Raw genomic sequence first — 20087 nt, 5'->3', positions numbered from 1 at the left:
ACTTATATTTAACTCTGCTTGAATATATCGATCGCTCCTGCTCTTGGTTGGCGATCGATTATTCAGCAAGCCCTATTGTAGAGTGGAGGCGCGGCGCTTAATTTATGGCACCAAACCATAAATCTCCAACCGCACCACAACCGACGGCGAACCAAAAACCGGGTAAATTTACAATTTTTGAAAGCAGCGCTGTATCAGCCAAAATTTGTCGCACTAGCGCGGTATTCTTGAGCCGAAAGCAGCCGCCAACTCCCATCGCCCAGAAGTTCCAAAACCTGCTGGTGATATTTCACTAAACTCAATCGGTGGCCGACACTCACAAACGTAGTTTTAGTGGCTTGCAACTGCTCGTATAAATGTTGCTCGTTCTTCAAATCCAAAGCACTTGTCGCCTCATCCAAAATAGTGTATCTCGGTTCAGTCAATAACAATCTAGCAAAACCTAAACGTTGCTGTTCTCCCAGTGACAAAATCTCACCCCAATCTAAATCCGCATCAAAACCGCCCAATCTGTCCGGCAAATCGGCTAAGTTTACTGATGCCAAAACGCGGCGCAATTTTTCCTCATCAACCTCGCTGCTGCTGTTGGGATAGAGAAGTTGCGATCGCAAACTACCCAAAATCATATAAGGACGCTGCGGCAAAAACAGCATTTCCTCCAATTCCGGCCGCGCCAAACGGCCGGTTCCCGATTGCCACAAGCCCGCAATTGCCCGCAGCAAAGAACTCTTCCCAGCACCGCTTTGACCGACAATTAACAGTCCTTCACCGGGCGACACGGCTACCGACAAATCTCTAATTAAAGTTTTTTGATGCTGCGGAGTATCTAAAGTAACGTGTTCCAGTGTCAATTGCGAACTTATAACTGTATCGATTGTTCTTAATTCTAGTTTAACAGCACTTTTTTTATCTATTAAAAACTCATTAAACGTGGCTAAACGATTAATTCCCGCTGCAAATAAACTCAAGCTTTCAATCCTATATACAACCAAAGAAAAGGCTTCTGAAACCTGACGAAAAGCAAATTCAGCTTGAGTAATATCGCCGTATCTGATCTCACCTGCAAAGTAGATAGAAGCCAGGAATAAGGAGGGAATAATATAAGTTGCATATCTATAGCCAACTCTAAAATATCCCAAATTACGCTGCCAACCAATTAGTAAATGAAAATTCCTAACTGCTTTTAAAAATCGGTGTTTCACCTGAACAGATTCCTGTGCTTCTCCTCGGTAAAAAGCAATTAATTCTGCATTGTCCCGAATGTGAACCAATCCATAGCGAAAGTCAGCCTCTTTGGAGAGCTGATTGAAGTTCAAAAATATCAACCTTTTGCCAAAAATTACCATAACTGTCGTGCCAAAGACAGCATAAATAATTAGTCCGATCGAAAGACCTTTGGAAATAGACCACAGAATGCCTGTAAAAGAAATAATATCGATCACTGCCCCCAATATCAGCAGCAAAAACTCTAAACTTGTGCTAGTGAAAGATTTGATATCTTCAGCAATCCGCTGGTCGGGATTGTCGATTTCCTTCTGAGAATTGATTTCGTAATAAGCGCGGTTTTGAAAATAACTACCCAGGAAACTCTCACTCATCCACTCTCGCCAGTACAATCCCAGTTTATCTTGGGTATAGCCGTAAATAACAACTATCGGGGTACCGATAATAAAAACTCCAGCATAAACCCACATAAACCGCCAAAAAGTAATCTGATCTTTTTCAGCCAGTGCTGTCGTGAAAAAATTACTAATATAGCTAATCACTACGTTAATTCCGCTAACACACAGTGACAAAAATAGCAGCAGAGCTAACATTACCCACTGCTTCCAGCGCGGTATCAACTTGCTTCTGAAAAAGACAAAAGTAGCCAGCGGGAGAATTAACATTAAACCAATGATCGCAATTATCGGTGAGTAGATAATTCCTTTTATCAAAGTAGCTAAGCCAGCCGCAACCCCGTTAAAAGCCTCTGGAAATAAAACTTGAGTACCCAAACATACAGCGCTGACGAACACAAACATCGCAGCGAAGAGAAATATCAACAACAGCGCTACTAATCCTAAAAAGATTCTGCTACCCCCAGGCTCTAAAGGATAAAAGTAAGGTTGAGCGATCGCAATAAATCTCTGCCACAACTGACGGTCAAATCGATTCATCTTTGCTGTTTACAAAACTACTTTGACTTTTTTAACATATCAAGTCTTGTGACAAACCGCAGCAGTAATTTATTTCGGAGTTTCGCGAAAAAATTTGTCTCACCCCCAGGCGGAAACTTGTTTTCCGAGTGCACTGGTGGAGAGAAAAAAGTTGGGATCTTAGTTCAAGCTCTTAGATTCATCTGTGGAGTCAATCCTTTAATCTCAAATCTAAAATCTCAAATCGATGGGATCAGAAGCAGTGGCGCTTTCGCCGGACAACGCCGACTGCACTTTACTGCTGTAAAATCGCTGGCTAATTCCTAAAATTACTTGTTTCATTACCCAATACAAAACAGCAATTACTACAAAAGTTACAGCCATTACTAAAACCGGACGCTTACCTATCAAATCGTTCATTACTGTGTTAACTAGCGCATCGGGGTTAGTAAGAATATCCCAAGTGTTGAAGCGGATAAATCGCCCTAAATAAATTCCGATCGCCGAAAGTGCGTGTATAGTTATCTCTGTTGCCAGGATAAATTTACTCCAACCCTGTTGCTTCAAATAGTAACCCAAATTCATCACCGACAGCACGTAAGCCCCAAACCCGACCAGCATAAACGCCAGATACTGCGGGATCAAAGCTAGAGTCACAGTCCATACCGAGTTCCCCTCTTTAATCTGCTCAATCAGGTGAATGATATCAGTTAAAACGTAGGGCGCATTGGGCAAAAATGCGATAAACCAGAAAAAACCGCCCCACCAGCGGAGAGAGCGAACTCCGCGCTGCCGCAGTACCCAGATGTCTAAAGCCATCAGTGCCAGCGTAATCGCGATCGCGCCCAAAAGGTAAGTTTTTCCTACATCTTGCACAATGTGCTTCAGATAGTTAAAAACATGGCGCGTACTGGGCAAAAAAGTAGCGCCCAGGAGAATGCCCGTACCCCACAGCAGCCAGCGCGATCGAGGTTTGCGGAACAGCCAAAAACTCAGGCCCAGCGGTACTAAACTCAAAAACAAATTCCAAGACATCCAACGGACATTGTGTCCCATTGCTTGCAGCGCTTCCAGGATTAATCCCATCATGTCAATTTTTATACAATTAAAGGTTTGATGCAGCACCGCTGCCTTAGCAGCTTCAGTCTATTTTAGTAGTTAACTTGTAGGGTGCGTCAGCTTATCGCTCCGCGCCTGAAAATTAAGAATTGCTAACCCCCCCTACCACTGTGGAGTCAATCTCTAATCTAAAATTTCAGATCGAGTGACGCACCATACTATTTATACACTTGGTGGATCGGAATCTCAATCTTAAAAGTTGTTCCGCATCCTATGGACGAAATACAGTCAATCTTGCCCTTGTGCTTTTCCACCACAATCGAGTGCGCGATAGACATTCCCAACCCAGTACCTTTCCCCACAGCTTTCGTAGTAAAAAACGGGTTAAAAATTCGATCAACTATCCCATCAGGAATCCCCGTACCGTTGTCCGAAATTTCTACCCTCACAGTGCTCTGGGTGGTTACATCAGTGGAAATAGTAAGGCGGCCACTCTTGGTCTCTAATTGTGGAACAGATAACTGGTGATATCGTTCTTCAATAGCATCAATTGCATTAGCAATAATATTCATAAACACCTGATTCAGTTGGCTCGCATAGCACTCCACCAGTGGCAGGTTTCCAAACTCCTTAATTACTTCAATTTCCGGGCGGCTGTCCCGACTCTTCAAGCGGTGCTGCAAAATTAACAAAGTGCTTTCAATCCCCACGTGAATATCGACCGGCTTCATTGCGGATTCATCCAGTCGTGAGAAATTTCTGAGGGACAACACAATTTGCCGGATGCGCTCGGTTCCTACCTGCATTGAACCCACAAGTTTTCTTAAATCCTCAGCCATGAAATCCAAATCTATCTCTTGAATGCGCTCGACAATTTTTGAATTATGTTCGGGATACTCATGTTCGTAAAGACTCACCAGATCAAGCAACTGTTTTGTATACTGGTTTAGATAATCAATATTAGCGTAAATGAAGTTAACGGGATTATTAATCTCGTGTGCAATCCCAGCAACTAATTGCCCCAAAGAAGACATTTTTTCAGTTTGGATGAGCTGAGTTTGAGTAGAGCGCAATTCCCGCAGCGCTGACTCTAAATCTTGAGCTTTTTCTCTTTCTCGTCCCTCGCTTTGCTGCAGTGCTTCTTCTGCTCGCTTGCGAGTCGTAATATCCTGGCAAAATCCAATTATTACCTTAGCCTGACCGTCAGCATTCCTGCTAAAAACACTATCCCGACTTTGCAGCCACAAAAATCCACCATTTATTGCCCGCATCCGGTACTCAATTTCTATAATTTCGCCATCTTCAACTCCTACAAAGCTCGCGTGATGTTTTATAATTCTCGGCAAATCTTCGGGGTGTATTAACTGAGGCATCAGTGACGAATCCATCGCTTTAATGTCGTCAGATGTATAGCCCAAAAGTCCGAAAAGTGAGGTATTAGCGTAGATATTTCGCTGTTCTTCCAAGTCGTAGAGATACAAAATACCGGGAGTAGCATCGGCTATTTTTTGAATGAACTGCTGGCTTTCTTGCAAAGCTAATTCAGCTTGTTTGCGATCCGTAACATCAACGGCGATGCCGTCCCAAAGAAGATCGCCGTTTTCTTTAGCTTCAGGACGCGAATTTATCTGAAACCAATGAATTTTGCCGGAAGGTAGCACCATCCGTCCTTCCCACTGCCACGGTTGCAGATTTAGGGCTGAAATAGCTACAGATTCGTCATAATTTTGGCGGTCTTCGGGATAAATCAAATCTGTGACCAAAGCCGCATTTTTCAGAACATCTTCTGGTTCTAACTCAAAAATTTCTCGGCAAGCAGCACTTATGTAAGGAAAACTAAAAGAGCCATCTGGACATAACAAAAATTGATAAATGATTCCAGGCAAATTAGCAGACAGCTTTTGGAATTTTGCCTCGCTTTCCTGCAGTGCTTCCTCTGCTTGTTTACGCTCCGTAATGTCAGTAATTGAACCAACCATGCGGACTGCTTTTCCAGATGCGTCCCACAAAGCTTGTCCCCGACTCAATATCCATTTGTAGGCGCTGTTGTAGCACCACAATCGGTATTCGGTGATGTAATGCGGCGTTTTTCTCTCCAAGTGTTCTTGAAGAAGTTGCTGAGAAATCGCTAAATCATCGGGATGTAAACTCTTATTCCATTTGTTATTGTAATCGCCAATGTCACTATCTTCGTAACCAGTGATTTCCTTAAAACGCTCTGACACAAAAAGTTCACCTGTTTGCAAGTTCCAGTCCCAAATGCCGTCATTGTTGCCTTTGAGTGCTAACTGCCAGCGTTCTTCAGTTTGCATCAATTGAGCAGTTCTCTGTTTGACTCTATCTTCTAGTTCTTGGTTGAGTTGTTTGAGACTTTCTTCTGCTTGTTTGCGTTCGATCGCAATTCCTGCTAAGTTTACGATCGCCTCTATCAATTGCAGCTCAAAAAGATGGGGGTGGCGCGGTTGGGAATAGTACATTCCAAAAGTTCCCAAAACCTGACCCTGAGATGAAAAAATAGGAGTAGACAAGCAAGCTCTCAGTCCAAAACTCAAGGCTAAATCTCGAAAATTTTTCCACAAAGGATCGCTGGCAATATCTGTAACGATCACCTGTTGGCGGCTAAAGGCAGCAGTGCCACAGGAACCGACATCCGGGCCGATGGCTATGCCATGAATAGCAGCATTGTAACTGTCCGGCAAACTGGGCGCTGCTCCGTGCAGCAAATGTTTGCCGTCTGGAGCGAGAAGCAATATTGAACCCATGACATCTCTAGATTGTTGTTCGATAATTTCAACTAAAGTATTTAAAGTAGCGCCAAGATTTGTGCCCTTAGCAATCATTTCTAAAATTTGTTTTTGACCGGTCAACCAACTTTCAGCTTGCTTACGCTCCGTAATGTCGCGGGCTATCCAAATAAAAGTGTTTTCCTGCATTGGAGAAATCTTAGCGACAAACCAAACTTCTTGGTGGTCTATTTGCAGGCTGTATTCTATGGAATGGGTCTGTTTTGTGTCGGCGGTAAGTTGAATTTGACTGAGGAAAAAATCTGCTGTTTCTTGTGGCAGGATATCGTGCAGAGTTTTGTCTATAAGTTCCGCCGACGGTTTGTATAAAAGTTCGGGATTTGTGGGCGCAATTTTTAGATAACGTCCCTCAATATCAATCACAAAAATTACGTCGTTCATGGCAGCGAACAAAGCTCGAAGTTCCGATTCAGAAGCTTGGAGGGCAATTTCAGCTTGTTTGCGATCGCTAATATCCGTCCCGATACAAAGCAGTCCTGCCACATTTCCCTTCGCATCTAGTAAAGGTTTATTTGTCCACGCTATCCACACCCTTTCTCCATTGCTGCGGATGTTTTCATTTTCGTTTTGGAAGTATTTTTCCGGCTGTGTCAAACAGTCTCGAATCATTGCCGCCAGGTCACTTTCGGATAAATCTGTTTTCGGTATAATTGTGCCGATCGCACTTTTGCCAATGATTTCTGCTTCTGAATACCCGAAAAAAGTTTCAGCACACTCGTTAAAAAAAGTAATCTTGCCTTCACTGTCTAACTGCACAATCATGCTGTTAGCATTCTCAACTAATTGCCGATACTTAACTTCGCTCGCACGCAGTTTCGCACGACCGTACACCCAGCTAAAAACCACCCCCCCGCTCAAAAGTGCCAGCAAGCCACCTCCAAAAAGCAGCCAGCCCCGAAACGGCGAATTCGCAGGCCATCCTCCCGCCGGAATTGCTGCCAACTGCCAGGAACCGTTGGGCAAAGTTACTTCCAGCAGCACGGGATTGTGCTGAAAAATTGACCCGTCACCGAAAAACACAGGGCCGGATGCTCCCTTCCCGTCTTTGCCCCGCAGAGCGTATTGGAGCTTTGCTGAGGAGTCGTTGAGTCCTGCTTCCTCAATCAGGGAATTTTTGTCGATGATTAGACCTGTCAAGCCCCAGTAAACTCCTGTTTCAGGCTCGGCGCCGGAGGGTGTGAGAAAAATCGGCGATCGGCTGATGAACGTCTCGTCTCCCTCCAATAATTTCACGGGCCCGGCTAGCAAAGTTTTTCTGGTTCGGATGACCTCTTTGACCATTGGTCGCTGTTCGGGTAGCGTCGTCAAGTCAACCCCGATCACCGCTTCATTTCCCTCCTGTGGATAAATGTAAGCGACCGCCGTGCCTTTAACTAAAGTTATGGCGCGAATACCTGGTTGCTGTGCCACCAGAATTCTCGCCGTCGCTGTAAACTCGGCTTCAGTGATGTTTGGGTTGTTGGAAAGGTAAGCCCCCAAGCCCCGCATCAAAAACAGGCGGGAATTCAAAGAGCCTTCCAGTTTAGAACGGACTGTGCTGAGCCGATCGAGGGTGCTAGCGCGGTTGTAGTGAAAAAACCGCCGCTGTTCCGATCGATCTAAAATGCTAACTCCGACCAAAATTGCTATTGATGCCGAAATTGCTGCTAAATACGGTGAAATTTGAAATTTTTTCACCTTCAAGTATTCCATCTGCCGGCGGTTAAGATATATTTTTTAGATCTTTAGATAGATTTAGTTTAGTTTGATTTCTCTAGGCAAATGCAAGATTTTCGGCATACCGGGCTTTTCGCAAGCGGGCGCGAGTTTTTTGTGTTCTAGGACGCCCGCCGAACGTCGGCGATCGCCAAGCCTCTCATCATCAATTCTATGGAAAAAGTTTTAAATCTCAAATCGACTGACCGAAAGTAATGTGGTCATAAGCCCCCGGATTCATTCCTTCGCAGACTCAGGACGGGTCAATCTCAAATCTCAAATCTCAAATCGACTGACTCCCCCTTAATCGGGTAGGGCGCGCCATGCTCCCGCACCACAGCGGTGGGGGAAGGCGCACCCGAAAGACGGGAGTTATTAGCTAAAATAGGTTTAGCAATAATTTTTTTCAGCGCTACGGCTAATCATTTATAGGGGCAATTTGATGCAAGAACAGTTGATGGAAGCGATCGCACCTTACCGCGATCGCGTGGATTATCTGGAAGTTCGCCTCGAACAAAGCGAGTCAACTGCGATTAGTTTTCGCGGCCCTCAGTTAGATGCTGTCAACCGCAGTTTTAGTCTCGCCGGCGGCATCCGCGCCTGTCACAAAGGTGGGTGGAGTTTTGTAACTTTTAACGGTTTAGCTGAGTTAAAAAACCGCATTGAAGAAGCTGTAGTGCAGTCTCGTTTGGTTGGCAGCGAAAAAACTCTACTAGCAGATGTCACCCCGATTCAAGATTATGTAGCGGTGGAATTGGGCCGCGACCCGCGCTCTATTACTCTAGCCGAAAAGCGGAAATTGCTCGAATCTTACAATCAGTTGCTGTTAGATTATGACCCGCGAATTCAGACGACAATGGCAGGTTACAGCGACAGATTTGGGATTACTTATTTTGTGAATTCTCAAGGTACTTGCATCGCTCAAGAGCGCTTGGACGTGACCGGCCGTTTCGGAGCGATCGCCCGCGGCGAGGGCGGTGTCGTCCGCCAAGGGTTTGAGTCGATTCACTCGCGCTCGGATTACGATGTTTTGACAAATATTGAAGATCGTGTTAAGAGTGCGGCCGTTCGAGCTGTGGGGCAACTAGAGGCAAAATCGGTGAAAGGCGGTCAGTATCCGGTGATTTTAGACCCTTATTTGTCGGGGGTGTTTATTCACGAAGCTTTCGGTCATTTGTCGGAAGCAGACGGCATTTACGAAAACCCGAAAATGCAGGAATTGTTGACTTTGGGCAAGCCTGTGGCGATCGAACAATTGAATGTAATAGATGACGCAACTGTGCCGGGATTGCCCGGAACGTTGAAATACGACGACGAAGGCGTGCCGGCTCAGTGCAAGCATTTAATTAAAAATGGAGTTTTAGCGGCTCGAATGCACAATCGCGAGACTGCGGGCAAAATGGGCGAAAGTCCGACGGGAAATGCCCGGGCTCTGAGTGCTACTTTTATGCCTTTGGTGCGGATGACTAATACTGCGATCGAGTCTGGGGAAAATTCTTTTGACGAAATGGTTGCCGACATTGACGAAGGAGTTTATGCAGTCCGGATGTTGGGAGGACAAACCAACGGCGAAATGTTTACCTTTGCGGCGGCTCAAGGGTTCATGATTCGCGACGGCAAATTAGCCGAACCGGTGAGCGATGTCACTTTAAGCGGCAATGTATTTCAGACTTTAAAGGATATTGAGTCTATAGGAAACGACTCGGTTTATGCCTACGGCGGTTGCGGTAAAAATGGCCAGAGTGGTTTGCCCGTAAGCGTCGGTGGCCCCCATCTGCGGATTAAAAATGTTGTAGTCGGAGGAAGGTAATCATTAGTGATTAGTTATTAGTTCAAGAGTTACGTAACTGGTTAAGGTGAGGGCGCCCTCACCTTAACCAGTCCGGGACACTGACAAGTTGACAAACCACTCAAAATCTACTATTGAGGGCTTCAGCTAGGTCGTTCGGTGTTTGGGGGACTTCAGAAATTACAGAGAAATTGGGGAAGTGCGATCGGGATTATAGACTTTACCAGACTTTGCTGATTTTTTGTTTAATTCCCCTTAACTCGCCTTCATCTCTATCCGATTATTCTGCCTAATCGGAATCTCAATCACAAATTCTGAACCTCGATCTGGCTGCGAAAAACACTTCAAATCTCCGCCGTGCTTCTCCACCACAATCTGATAGCTGATGGATAATCCCAAGCCCGTGCCATCACCCAGAGGTTTAGTTGTAAAAAAAGGATTAAACAGCCGATTTATTACATCGTTTGTCATCCCCGGACCATTATCTTTAAAACTGATTCTTACCCAATCGCGATTCAGCAGAGAAGTAGCAATCGTAATCGTCCTAGGCTCGTTTTTAATTTGCTCAGGGCTGAGTTTTTTATCATAGTGATTCAAGGCATAAATGGCATTGCTTAGCAAATTCATAAATACCTGATTCAACTGACAGGCGTAACATTCTATTTGTGGCAAATCTCCGTATTTTTTAATAACTTGAATAGACGAAGAATTCGGCTTAGCCTTGAGCTGACTCTGCAAAATTACTAAAGAGCTATCGATTCCCTCATGAATATTAACGGGTTTCATCTCAGCTTCGTCTAGGCGCGAGAAGTTCCGCAACGTCACCACAATCTGACGGATACGTTCTGCCCCCAATTGCATCGAAGACAGCATTTTAGGCATATCCTCTTTGATAAATTCCAGCTCTATTTGCTCAATTAAAGCTTCGATTTCAGGGTATTTATCGGCATCGTGCTGCTGGTAAAGCGTGATTAAACTCAATAGCTGATGAGTGTAATCCGCGACATAAGTTAAGTTGCCATAGATGAAGTTAACGGGATTATTAATTTCGTGGGCAATACCTGCAATTAGTTGTCCTAAGCTCGACATTTTCTCAGTCTGAATAAGCTGAGACTGTGTGCGCTGTAAATTTTGCAGTGCCAGTTCTAGTTGGATGGCTTTTTCTCGCTCTCGCGCCTCCGATTGCCGCAATTTCTCCTCTCTTTCTTGGCGGGAGCGCTCGTTGTCCTTTAGCTGTTGCACATGGCATAAAGTTTTGTTAATTGTAATTTCTAAATCCTGAAAATTTATTGGCTTAATCAAAAAGTCAAAGGCCCCGCCGTTCATTGCCTTTCTGATATTTCCCAAGTCGCCATAGGCAGATATAACTACTGTTTTGACCAGAGTAACTAGCTCGTTAAGTTTCGCGAGCAAAGCCATGCCATCCATGACTGGCATATTAATGTCTGTCAGTACAATATCTATATCCGGCTGCTCTCGCAACGTTGAAAGCGCTTCTACACCATTGTGTGCAAAAAAAACTTGGTATTCTCCTGTGCGGATCTTTTGTCTAAATTTCTGGCAAATTAAAGTTTCTAAATCTGGCTCGTCATCCACAAATAATATTTTAGCTGGCATCTTGAGAGCCATTTCGGTTGTAGGCGACATTTTTTGAACTCCTGGGGTTCATTAACTTATCCAACGAGTAATTTTTATCTACTTTACGTCCTATTATAGATTATTTCAGGAGTAATGAAAAGGCTGGTTTCTGCAATGGCAAACCGGATGGCTAGAATAGGCTCTGAGTTTGGTAAAAGTCGATGGATTAGCTAAGGTTGAGTGTCGTCCTCGTTTGTCTGATTGGAATTTCAATCCAGAACTCTGTTCCCTGCCCCACCTCTGAAAAACACTTCAATGCGCCCCCATGCTTCTCCTGTACAATTTGGTAGCTGATATAGAGACCCAAACCAGTACCCTCACCTACAGGCTTAGTAGTAAAAAATGGTTCAAAAATACGGTCTTTCACTTGGGCGGTCATTCCCGGCCCATTGTCCAGAATTTGAATGACGATACGGGATTTTTCCTCTAGCAGAAAAGTGCGAATAGTAATGGCCAGCGGGCAAGCGCGGATGTCCTCTAGTGACCGTTGTTTGTTGTACTCCTTCAAAGCATCAATCGCATTAGAAAGGATGTTGATAAACACCTGGTTTACTTCTGCAGCATAGCATTCGACTAAAGGCAGAGCGCTGTAGTCCTCGATTACTTGAATCTCTGGACGCGCTGCCCTTGTGTGAAGTCGATTGTGCAAAATCATCAGGCTGCTTTTTATGCCCTGGTGAATGTCAACAGGCTTTATGTGAGCTTCATCCAACCTTGAGAAGTTACGCAAAGACAAAACAATCTTCTGAATGCGGTCAACACCCCCTTTCATCGAAGCCAGAATTGCGGGTAAATCTGCTATCAGAAATTCCAAATCTATGGCTTCGATTTCAGTTTGAATCTCCGAACTGGGAGGAGTGTGCTGCTGCTGATAGAGATGCAGCAGGTGGAGTAGGTCTTGGATATAATCACTGACGTGGCTGATATTGCCGTAGATAAAGTTGACGGGGTTATTGATTTCATGGGCAATCCCCGCAACCACTTGACCCAAAGAAGACATTTTTGCAGTCTGAATCAGTTGAGCTTGGGTCTTTTTTAGGTCTTGCATACAGTTCTGTAAATGCTGAGCTTCTTCTCTAGCGCGAGCTTCTGACTCCCGCAAGCGCAGATTTTCTTTTAACTGTTGCACCTCGCGCAGCGTTTTGTTGAGGGTAATTTCTAAATCCTGAAAATCTATCGGCTTGGTTAGAAAGTCAAAAGCACCGAAGTTCATCGCATTTCTTATATTTTTCAGGTCGCCATAGGCTGATATAACTATTGTTTTGAAAGGGAGGTTTATCTGATTAAGTTTAGAGAGTAAAGTCAGGCCATCCATTTCAGGCATATTAAGGTCGGTCACTACTATATCTACATCCGGGTATTCTTTCAATTTTTCCAGCGCTTGTACGCCATTGTGGGCAAAAAAAAGCTGCCATTTTTCGGCGCGGATTTTTTTCCTAAATCTCTGGGACATTAGAGATTCTAAATCGGGTTCATCATCCACAAACATTATTTTTGCTGACATATTAATTTTCATGAATTAAAAAAATATAAAATTCTACTGATCTAGAAGGGCAGAAGGAAAATGCAATCTATAAATTTTCACTCAAGTGAGGAACTTGTTTTAATTAGCAATTAGCAATTACCAATTACCCAATAGGTTTCCTTGTGAGTTTACTCCAAATTGATTATTTTGTTTTTGAGAGTATCAAAATTAACAGGCTTAGTAATATAGTCATCCGCTCCATAAGCTATGGCGGTTTGGTAATTTCTCTCATCTCCATAAGCGGTAATCATAAAAACTTTTAGGTCAGGAAACTTTTCTTTGAGAATCCTCAGCAGTTCTAGCCCATTCATTCCGGGCATATTAATATCGGATAAAATCAAGACAATAGATGCTTTGTCCTGGTTTTCTAAGTAGTTCAAAGCTGCCTCTGCTGATAGGCAAAAATGAAATTGAATTTGCCCTGCTTTGATTTCTTTCCTAAATTTCTGCTTGAACAGTGACTGAATATCTTCCTCGTCGTCTACAACCATTACTTTCATTTTTTTAACTCCTTAATTTCTGCTACTTTTTTTGGGCAATGTGATTATAAACTCTGTGTATTTTCCTACTTCTGTTTCGACTTTTAGTTCTCCGCGATGTTGCTGGACAATAACATCCTGACTGATAGACAGACCTAGACCAGTACCTTCTGCTGGTGGTTTTGTAGTAAAAAAGGGATTGAAAATTTTATCGAGTACCTCGGGTTTTATACCTGAGCCATTATCGCGAATGCGGATTTCAATCGCCTCACCCAGATTTCGAGTTCTCACGTCAAGCAGCGGTGAAAATTCTTGTCCGATTTCTTGCTGCTTTTTATAGGCTGCATAGCAAGCATTGCTAATAATGTTAAGAAAAACCCTACCGATGTCTTGTGGCACGACCTCTACTTCGCCTATGTCATTGTCATAGTCGGTTTCTATGGTAATGTTAAAAGCAGCTTCCTTCGCTCGCATCCCGTGATAGGCTAGATTGATATATTCAGCCAATAAACTATTTATATCTGTGGCTTCCCACTGGCCGCTTTGTCCTCTTGAATGCAACAGCATATTGCCAACGATTTTGTCTGCTCTTTGACCGTGTTGGTTGATTTTTGTAAGATTCGCTTTGAGATCGGTTAATAGCTCGGCAATATCCTCACTGGTGTCGGGATCTAAACGTTCTGCTTGATGTTCAATTTTTTCAAACAGTTCTTCTGTTAATTCAGCCGAAAGTTCTGAGAAATTGTTGACAAAGTTTAAGGGGTTTCTGATTTCGTGGGCAATCCCTGCGGTTAAACTGCCCAGAGAAGCTAATTTTTCTTGCACGACAATTTGATTTTGCATAGCTCTGAGATTTTCTTCGATGCGCTGGCGCTCTTCAATCTCATTTTGCAATTGCTCTACAGTATGAGTGAGTTCAGAAGTACGCTCTTCGACTTTGATTTCTAGTTCCTCATTCGCTTTTTGTAGAGATTCTTGGGCTTGCTTGCGCTCGGTGATATCGCGCAGAATCACCACATATTCTTGCATACCTTGATTGGAAAGCGAAGCATTTTGAGAAAATCGGTCGGAGATGGCAACTTCGAGGATACGCGAGTCGCGATTGGGTTGGTTAAGAGTTTGTTCGCTGCGGCTGGGCCACCGATCGGGATCAAAAGCTAATCCGGGCAGTAGTTTGTTCAGTTGATGCCCTAGGAGTCCAGTGGTGTCGATTCCGAAAACGCTTTCAGCAGCGGGATTAGTCTGACGAATCACTCCGGTTTCATCCAGCACTACAATAGCATCTAGGGCAATGGTAAAGAGTTGTTCTGCTCCCTCTCGTGCTTCATTCATGGAGACGACTTGGGGTAAGCTCGTCCAGCAGGCAACGGCCACGCCGACAAAGCCTACGGTCATCACCAGAACAATCAAGAGATTATCGGCAGCATCGCCTGGAAGTCCGTCTAACGTGGCTCTAATCAGCCAGGCGATCGCGGCAGTGCTACAGATCAAAAAGATTAGGATGCCTACCTGAAGCGCTACAAAATCCTTGGTTATCCTGTAGGACTGCCCCCGATAAAGCTTAATCCACCACGCAGGATGGAAGGGGGGAAATGCAATGCGACGTATCGCAGCATCCACTGCCAAAATAGCGATCGGCAAGAGCAGTCCGATCAGCAGGTCTTGCCAGTTCCAAGCCAAGCCTCCAACAATCAGGACAACTGTTTCCACCAGGAAAAAGCCTCCAGACCACCAAGGCCATAGCACTTCTGGCCTATCCCGACGCACCCATAGCCCCAAATGGACTATTGTAAAGGCGCTCAGCCCACCACTTGTGCCCACCATTACTAAACGCCCTATATCTCCCCAAGCTAGACAGATGAGACTGAGCAAGAACGTCAGCAACAGGGCTGGGCCGAGCACGCCCCGTGGAGAGACAACACCGAATACTGGCGATATGTGCCCGTCCAAGGCAAGTTGGTACAAAACGCGGGGAGTGTTGGAAACCGCTGTGGCGGAACTTAGGAGGCAGCCCGCGACGATCAAAAGCGTCACCATAAATGAGGCCCACGGCCCCCAGAAGAGTTTAGCTGCGGATAATAGGTTTAAGAAGGTGTCGTCTTTTAATCCCGGTTCTGTTGCCAAGCGCATCAGTACCCAGGAACCGGCTAGATAGGGAATAGGAATCAGCCAAGCCACAAAGCTCAGAAACCGCAAAGTCTCCCCCGGTCGTTGGCTATCAGCGACAAATGAGGCAGCAGTTTCACAGCCGTAAGTAGCGTAGACGGCGAAAAAGGACCATTTTGCCCATTCAACAAAGGAAAAGCTAGGCCAACTGTCGGGAAAAAAGCCGGGGCTAGCTGGGGATAGTAATAACCAGCCGATGCCTTGAGTGCAAAAAACTAAGAGGAATCCCACAGCGGGTAGAACGAAACATAAATGCAGGATACTCAAGGCGCGGGTGCCACTAAACGCCACAATAAAGGCGAGTACCGTAAAGCCAATTTTGAGGAGTATCTCAGGACATGAAATCCCTAATGGTTTCAGGTTGGCTTGGATCAGGGCTGTGAGGATCAGGGCGTTGATAGTTGGCACCGATAACCAACTAAAAAAGTATCCGATCGCCCCATACCTACCCAACCAGGGATAATTGTTCAGCAGCCGCGCCGTATAGTTGGGCGTTCCCCCTGCCATCTCTGGCCACTTCCTGCCCAAGCTTTGCATCTGAAAGTTCAGCAGCATCCCCACAATTGTTGCTGGCAACCAGACGAAGATAGCTTGAGGCCCAAGAGCGGCGTGTATGGCCGGTGCACCGCTAATCCATAGCAGAGGACCCGTAAGGCCAAACCCCCAAGTTTCGAGGGTCGTTAGGGTGGGCTGAAGGCGCATGGGCGATCGCCTATTAAGATTTTCTATTGGGGAAGGCTGAGTTGGTTCTGAATGGTAGCCGTTTGCTGGCTGGTGTGGGATGTCTGTCGCCATCAATTTTACCTAATTACATTTTATTTCTGACTTCTGAATTAAGCTAATTTCGCGTTTTTTAGCCATATTGAATTTGCCCGGCTTTGATTTCTTTCCTAAGTTTCTGCTTGAACAGTGACTGAATATCTTCCTCGTCGTCTACAACCATTACTTTCATTTTTTTAACTCCTTAATTTCTGCTACTTTTTTTGGGCAATGTGATTATAAACTCTGTGTATTTTCCTACTTCTGTTTCGACTTTTAGTTCTCCGCGATGTTGCTGGACAATAACATCCTGACTGATAGACAGACCTAGACCAGTACCTTCTGCTGGTGGTTTTGTAGTAAAAAAGGGATTGAAAATTTTATCGAGTACCTCGGGTTTTATACCTGAGCCATTATCGCGAATGCGGATTTCAATCGCCTCACCCAGATTTCGAGTTCTCACGTCAAGCAGCGGTGAAAATTCTTGTCCGATTTCTTGCTGCTTTTTATAGGCTGCATAGCAAGCATTGCTAATAATGTTAAGAAAAACCCTACCGATGTCTTGTGGCACGACCTCTACTTCGCCTATGTCATTGTCATAGTCGGTTTCTATGGTAATGTTAAAAGCAGCTTCCTTCGCTCGCATCCCGTGATAGGCTAGATTGATATATTCAGCCAATAAACTATTTATATCTGTGGCTTCCCACTGGCCGCTTTGTCCTCTTGAATGCAACAGCATATTGCCAACGATTTTGTCTGCTCTTTGACCGTGTTGGTTGATTTTTGTAAGATTCGCTTTGAGATCGGTTAATAGCTCGGCAATATCCTCACTGGTGTCGGGATCTAAACGTTCTGCTTGATGTTCAATTTTTTCAAACAGTTCTTCTGTTAATTCAGCCGAAAGTTCTGAGAAATTGTTGACAAAGTTTAAGGGGTTTCTGATTTCGTGGGCAATCCCTGCGGTTAAACTGCCCAGAGAAGCTAGTTTTTCTTGCACGACAATTTGATTTTGCATAGCTCTGAGATTTGCTTCTATCCGCTGGCGCTCTTCAATCTCATTCTGCAATTGCTGCACAGTATGGGTGAGTTCAGATGTACGCTCCTCGACTTTGATTTCTAGTTCCTCATTAGCTTTTTGTAGGGATTCTTGGGCTTGCTTGCGATCGGTGATATCGCGCACGATCGCCACATATTCTTGGAGATCCTGATTGGAAAGAGAAGCTTGTTTAGAGAATCGGTTTGAGATGGCAACTTCGAGGATGCGCGAGTTTCCATCGGGTAAGTTGAGGGTTTGTTCGCTGCGACTGAGCCACTGCTCTGGCTGAGCCGCTAATCCAGGTAGTAATTTGTTCAGGTAAGACCCAATTAGCCTTGTAATATCTATTCCGAAGACGCTTTCAGCAGCGGGATTAGTCTGACGAATTACACCTTTTTCATCCAGCACTACAATAGCATCTAGGGCAATGGTAAAAAGCTGTTCTGCTCCCTCTCGTGCCTCGTCCATTAAGACAACCTGGGATATGCTCGTCCAACAGGCAACGGCTACCCCGACAAAGGTGATACTCAAGACTAGCACTACCAAAAGATTAGAGGCAAGACTTGAGTTAGGCTCTAAGGGGATACCAAACAACCAGCCGACCGTAACGGCGCTACAAATCAGTAAAATCGCGACTACAACCTGAAACGCCACAAAATCTGGTATCAAGCTCTTGCGATCTTGCCGATAACACTGAATCCACCATTCTGGATGAAACGGTGCAAAGGGAATGCGACGGATAGCCGCATCCACTACGAAAATAACCACAGGAAACAGCAACCCAATCAGCACATCTTCCCGACTCCAAGCTAAGCCTCCAACCAGCAACACCACACCATCCAAAATCAAGAAGCCTAATGCCCACCAAGGCCATCGCACTTCTGGAGATCCTCGCCGCAGCCAGAGTCCGAGATAGAGTGACATCAACATTACGATGAAGGCAACACAACCAATCACCAATAGCCGAGTTATATCTATCCAAAATAAACCGATCAAATTAATTAAAACGCAAAATATCAAGCCCGGTTGCAGAACACCTCGGCGGGAAACGATCGCAAAAACGGGTGCAACATATCCATCTAGAGCGAGTTGGTACAAAATTCGGGGAGAGTTAGAAACCGCCGTGGCGCAAGCTAGAAAACAGCTTGAAGCCAGCAACAGTGTCACGATTAAGGAAGCTGACGGGCCCCAAAATGGGACCGCGGCTGCTGATAAATTCTTAAACGAGTCTTCCCCCAGTCCTTCAGCGGTGGCTAAGCGCATTAGTACCCAAGAGTTGGCTAGAAATATGGGCACAATTAGCGCCGCAGCTAAGTTCAGAAACCGCAAAGTTTCACTGGGACGACGGCTGTCGGCGACAAAGGAAGAAGCTGTTTCGCAGGCGCAAGTCGCGTAGATCGCGAAGCACGACCACTTAGCCCAGTCCACAAAGGTTAAGGTTGGCCAACTGCTGGGGAAAAGTCCGGGACTCTCTGGAGATAAAGCTAACCATCCCATCCCTTGAATGCCAAACACCAGTAGAAATCCAATTGCTGGGAACACGAAAAATGCGTGCAGTATTCCTAGAGCGCGAGTGCCGCTAAATGCCACAATATAAGCGATCAGTGTGAATCCAACTATGAGAATTGTTCTGGGACACTGAATGCCCAAGGGTTCCAGGTTAGCTTGGATGAGGTCTGTGATGACGATCGCATTCACTGATGGATATACTACCCAACTCAGGAAGTAAGCGAATGCCGCATAGCGACCCAGAGAGGGATAGTTCCTCAGTAGCCTGGTGATATAGTTGGGTGTTCCCCCGGACATTTCTGGCCAATGTTCCCCTAAGCGTTTCACTTGCAGGTTCAGCATTACCCCCAACAGCACGGCGGGCAGCCAGACGAAAATTGCATTTGGGCCCAGAGCGGCGTACATTGGTGGCGCAATCGTTACCCATGCGATATGACCGCTCAGGCCAAAGCCCCAGGTTTCTATAAAACTCAGGCTTCTCTGGAGGCGCATGGGCGATCGCCTACTAAAATTTTCTGTTGGGGAAGGCTGAGTTGGTTCTGAATGGTAGCCGTTTTCCGGCTGGTGTCGGATGTCTGTCGCCATCAATTTTACCTATATATTTTTTGGATATTGCAGTCGCTACCCGATGTTCAGGTTTATATATCTAAACTTGTTTCTGTTAATAATGGTTGCTAGCCTTAAATTTTGGCTAAGCTGCCTTTCCCAGTCAATCATGAAAATCTATCTCAATCCATCTTCAATATTATCTTATTACATTTTATTTCTAACTTCTGAGTGTTGCTAATTTTGTGTTTTTTTAGCCATGCGGTTGATGGCTTCGCCTAACCCGTTGGGTATTTAGGGACTTCAGGCATTACAGAGAAATTGGGCAGGATTTACGCAACTGTCACACCTTTGTGTGCCAGCAGCAAAAAATTAGACAATAAATATCGGAACTTCGGCAAGTTTTAGTTGCTCAATTAAATAATTTGATAGCAGCCGTGTTTAATTTGATATATTGTTTGACGAGTTTTATCGGCTAAAATTTTGAGCGCCTACCCCACGCAAGTTCATGGCAAGCAATATGATTTCTGGGAATTCTAGCTTGACGGCACTGGCAATATTCTCTCCCCTTAGTTGCTTGATTTCCCTAGGAAATTGCTCAATTTTCCAAGGAATAGCACACATATGAGTGTACGTTATTCGTGCTGGATTGAGTTTGGTTGTTAGTCGCGACTGTCCACTTGTCAGTGCCCCAGACTGCTTAAAGTGATTGGTGAGGCGGTGATCACGCCCTCGCCATGTGCCAATTGCGTAACTCCTGTAGTTAATTAGTAGAGTGGGCCTCGGCGCACCTTACTACTACAGATAGTGTCAAAATAGAAGGAATGCAGCGTAAGTCTTGTTCTTTCCTCTTGCTTCTTCGTTCTGACGTAAGGATTCAGGTCTGAAAGAGGGGAATAAGCTCAGGCCGAGCCAAGTGACAAGAATGGGCCTCTAGAGCCTCA

General features: G+C 45.0%; 9 protein-coding genes. 1 reads left to right on the top strand and 8 read right to left on the bottom strand.

Annotation, left to right across the window (positions count from 1 at the left end; translation table 11 throughout):
- Positions 1–194 precede the first annotated feature (194 nt).
- The 3 genes from QUA57_RS25420 to QUA57_RS25410 form a co-directional block, all read right to left on the bottom strand.
- Entirely contained in the window at positions 195–2159 is a 1965-nt protein-coding gene (locus QUA57_RS25420; protein WP_333064419.1) for an ABC transporter ATP-binding protein/permease, read from the bottom strand.
- Positions 2160–2369: 210 nt separating this feature from the next.
- Positions 2370–3227, bottom strand: a complete 858-nt coding sequence (locus tag QUA57_RS25415; RefSeq protein ID WP_333064418.1) for a DUF1361 domain-containing protein — start codon at positions 3225–3227, stop codon at positions 2370–2372.
- A 188-nt stretch (positions 3228–3415) separates the two neighbouring features.
- The gene (locus QUA57_RS25410) at positions 3416–7678 is read right to left on the bottom strand and encodes a PAS domain S-box protein (protein ID WP_333064416.1); all 4263 of its coding nucleotides are present in this window, start codon (positions 7676–7678) and stop codon (positions 3416–3418) included.
- A 460-nt stretch (positions 7679–8138) separates the two neighbouring features.
- On the opposite strand from QUA57_RS25410, the gene QUA57_RS25405 reads away from it, so the two are divergent.
- Positions 8139–9506 carry a TldD/PmbA family protein gene (locus QUA57_RS25405; RefSeq protein ID WP_333064414.1) on the top strand — a complete coding sequence of 456 codons (1368 nt, stop codon included), beginning with the start codon at positions 8139–8141 and terminating at the stop codon, positions 9504–9506.
- A 234-nt stretch (positions 9507–9740) separates the two neighbouring features.
- Here the strand turns inward: QUA57_RS25405 and QUA57_RS25400 are convergent, their stop codons facing one another.
- The 5 genes from QUA57_RS25400 to QUA57_RS25380 form a co-directional block, all read right to left on the bottom strand.
- A complete protein-coding gene (locus QUA57_RS25400; protein ID WP_333064412.1) occupies positions 9741–11132 on the bottom strand; it encodes an ATP-binding protein in 1392 nt (463 codons plus the stop codon).
- A 157-nt stretch (positions 11133–11289) separates the two neighbouring features.
- The gene (locus QUA57_RS25395) at positions 11290–12627 is read right to left on the bottom strand and encodes a response regulator (protein WP_333064411.1); all 1338 of its coding nucleotides are present in this window, start codon (positions 12625–12627) and stop codon (positions 11290–11292) included.
- 149 nt (positions 12628–12776) lie between these two features.
- The gene (locus QUA57_RS25390) at positions 12777–13148 is read right to left on the bottom strand and encodes a response regulator (RefSeq protein WP_333064410.1); all 372 of its coding nucleotides are present in this window, start codon (positions 13146–13148) and stop codon (positions 12777–12779) included.
- A 12-nt stretch (positions 13149–13160) separates the two neighbouring features.
- Entirely contained in the window at positions 13161–16088 is a 2928-nt protein-coding gene (locus QUA57_RS25385) for an ATP-binding protein (RefSeq protein ID WP_333064409.1), read from the bottom strand.
- Positions 16089–16257: 169 nt separating this feature from the next.
- On the bottom strand, positions 16258–19182 hold the full coding sequence (locus QUA57_RS25380; RefSeq protein ID WP_333064408.1) for an ATP-binding protein: 2925 nt from the start codon (positions 19180–19182) through the stop codon (positions 16258–16260).
- Positions 19183–20087: the final 905 nt, after the last annotated feature.

It is taken from the genome of Microcoleus sp. Pol7_B2 (genome assembly GCF_036701035.1).
Lineage (GTDB): Bacteria > Cyanobacteriota > Cyanobacteriia > Cyanobacteriales > Microcoleaceae > Microcoleus.
Note: the sequence above shows the minus strand (reverse complement) of the source record. Positions and strands in the feature narration are given on the sequence as shown.

Coding starts and splice junctions, on each gene's coding strand:
- QUA57_RS25420 (WP_333064419.1), bottom strand. CDS start 2,159: ATGAATCGATTTGACCGTCAGTTGTGGCAGAGATTTATTGCGATCGCT.
- QUA57_RS25415 (WP_333064418.1), bottom strand. CDS start 3,227: ATGATGGGATTAATCCTGGAAGCGCTGCAAGCAATGGGACACAATGTC.
- QUA57_RS25405 (WP_333064414.1), top strand. CDS start 8,139: ATGCAAGAACAGTTGATGGAAGCGATCGCACCTTACCGCGATCGCGTG.
- QUA57_RS25400 (WP_333064412.1), bottom strand. CDS start 11,132: ATGTCGCCTACAACCGAAATGGCTCTCAAGATGCCAGCTAAAATATTA.
- QUA57_RS25395 (WP_333064411.1), bottom strand. CDS start 12,627: ATGTCAGCAAAAATAATGTTTGTGGATGATGAACCCGATTTAGAATCT.
- QUA57_RS25390 (WP_333064410.1), bottom strand. CDS start 13,148: ATGAAAGTAATGGTTGTAGACGACGAGGAAGATATTCAGTCACTGTTC.
- QUA57_RS25385 (WP_333064409.1), bottom strand. CDS start 16,088: ATGGCGACAGACATCCCACACCAGCCAGCAAACGGCTACCATTCAGAA.
- QUA57_RS25380 (WP_333064408.1), bottom strand. CDS start 19,182: ATGGCGACAGACATCCGACACCAGCCGGAAAACGGCTACCATTCAGAA.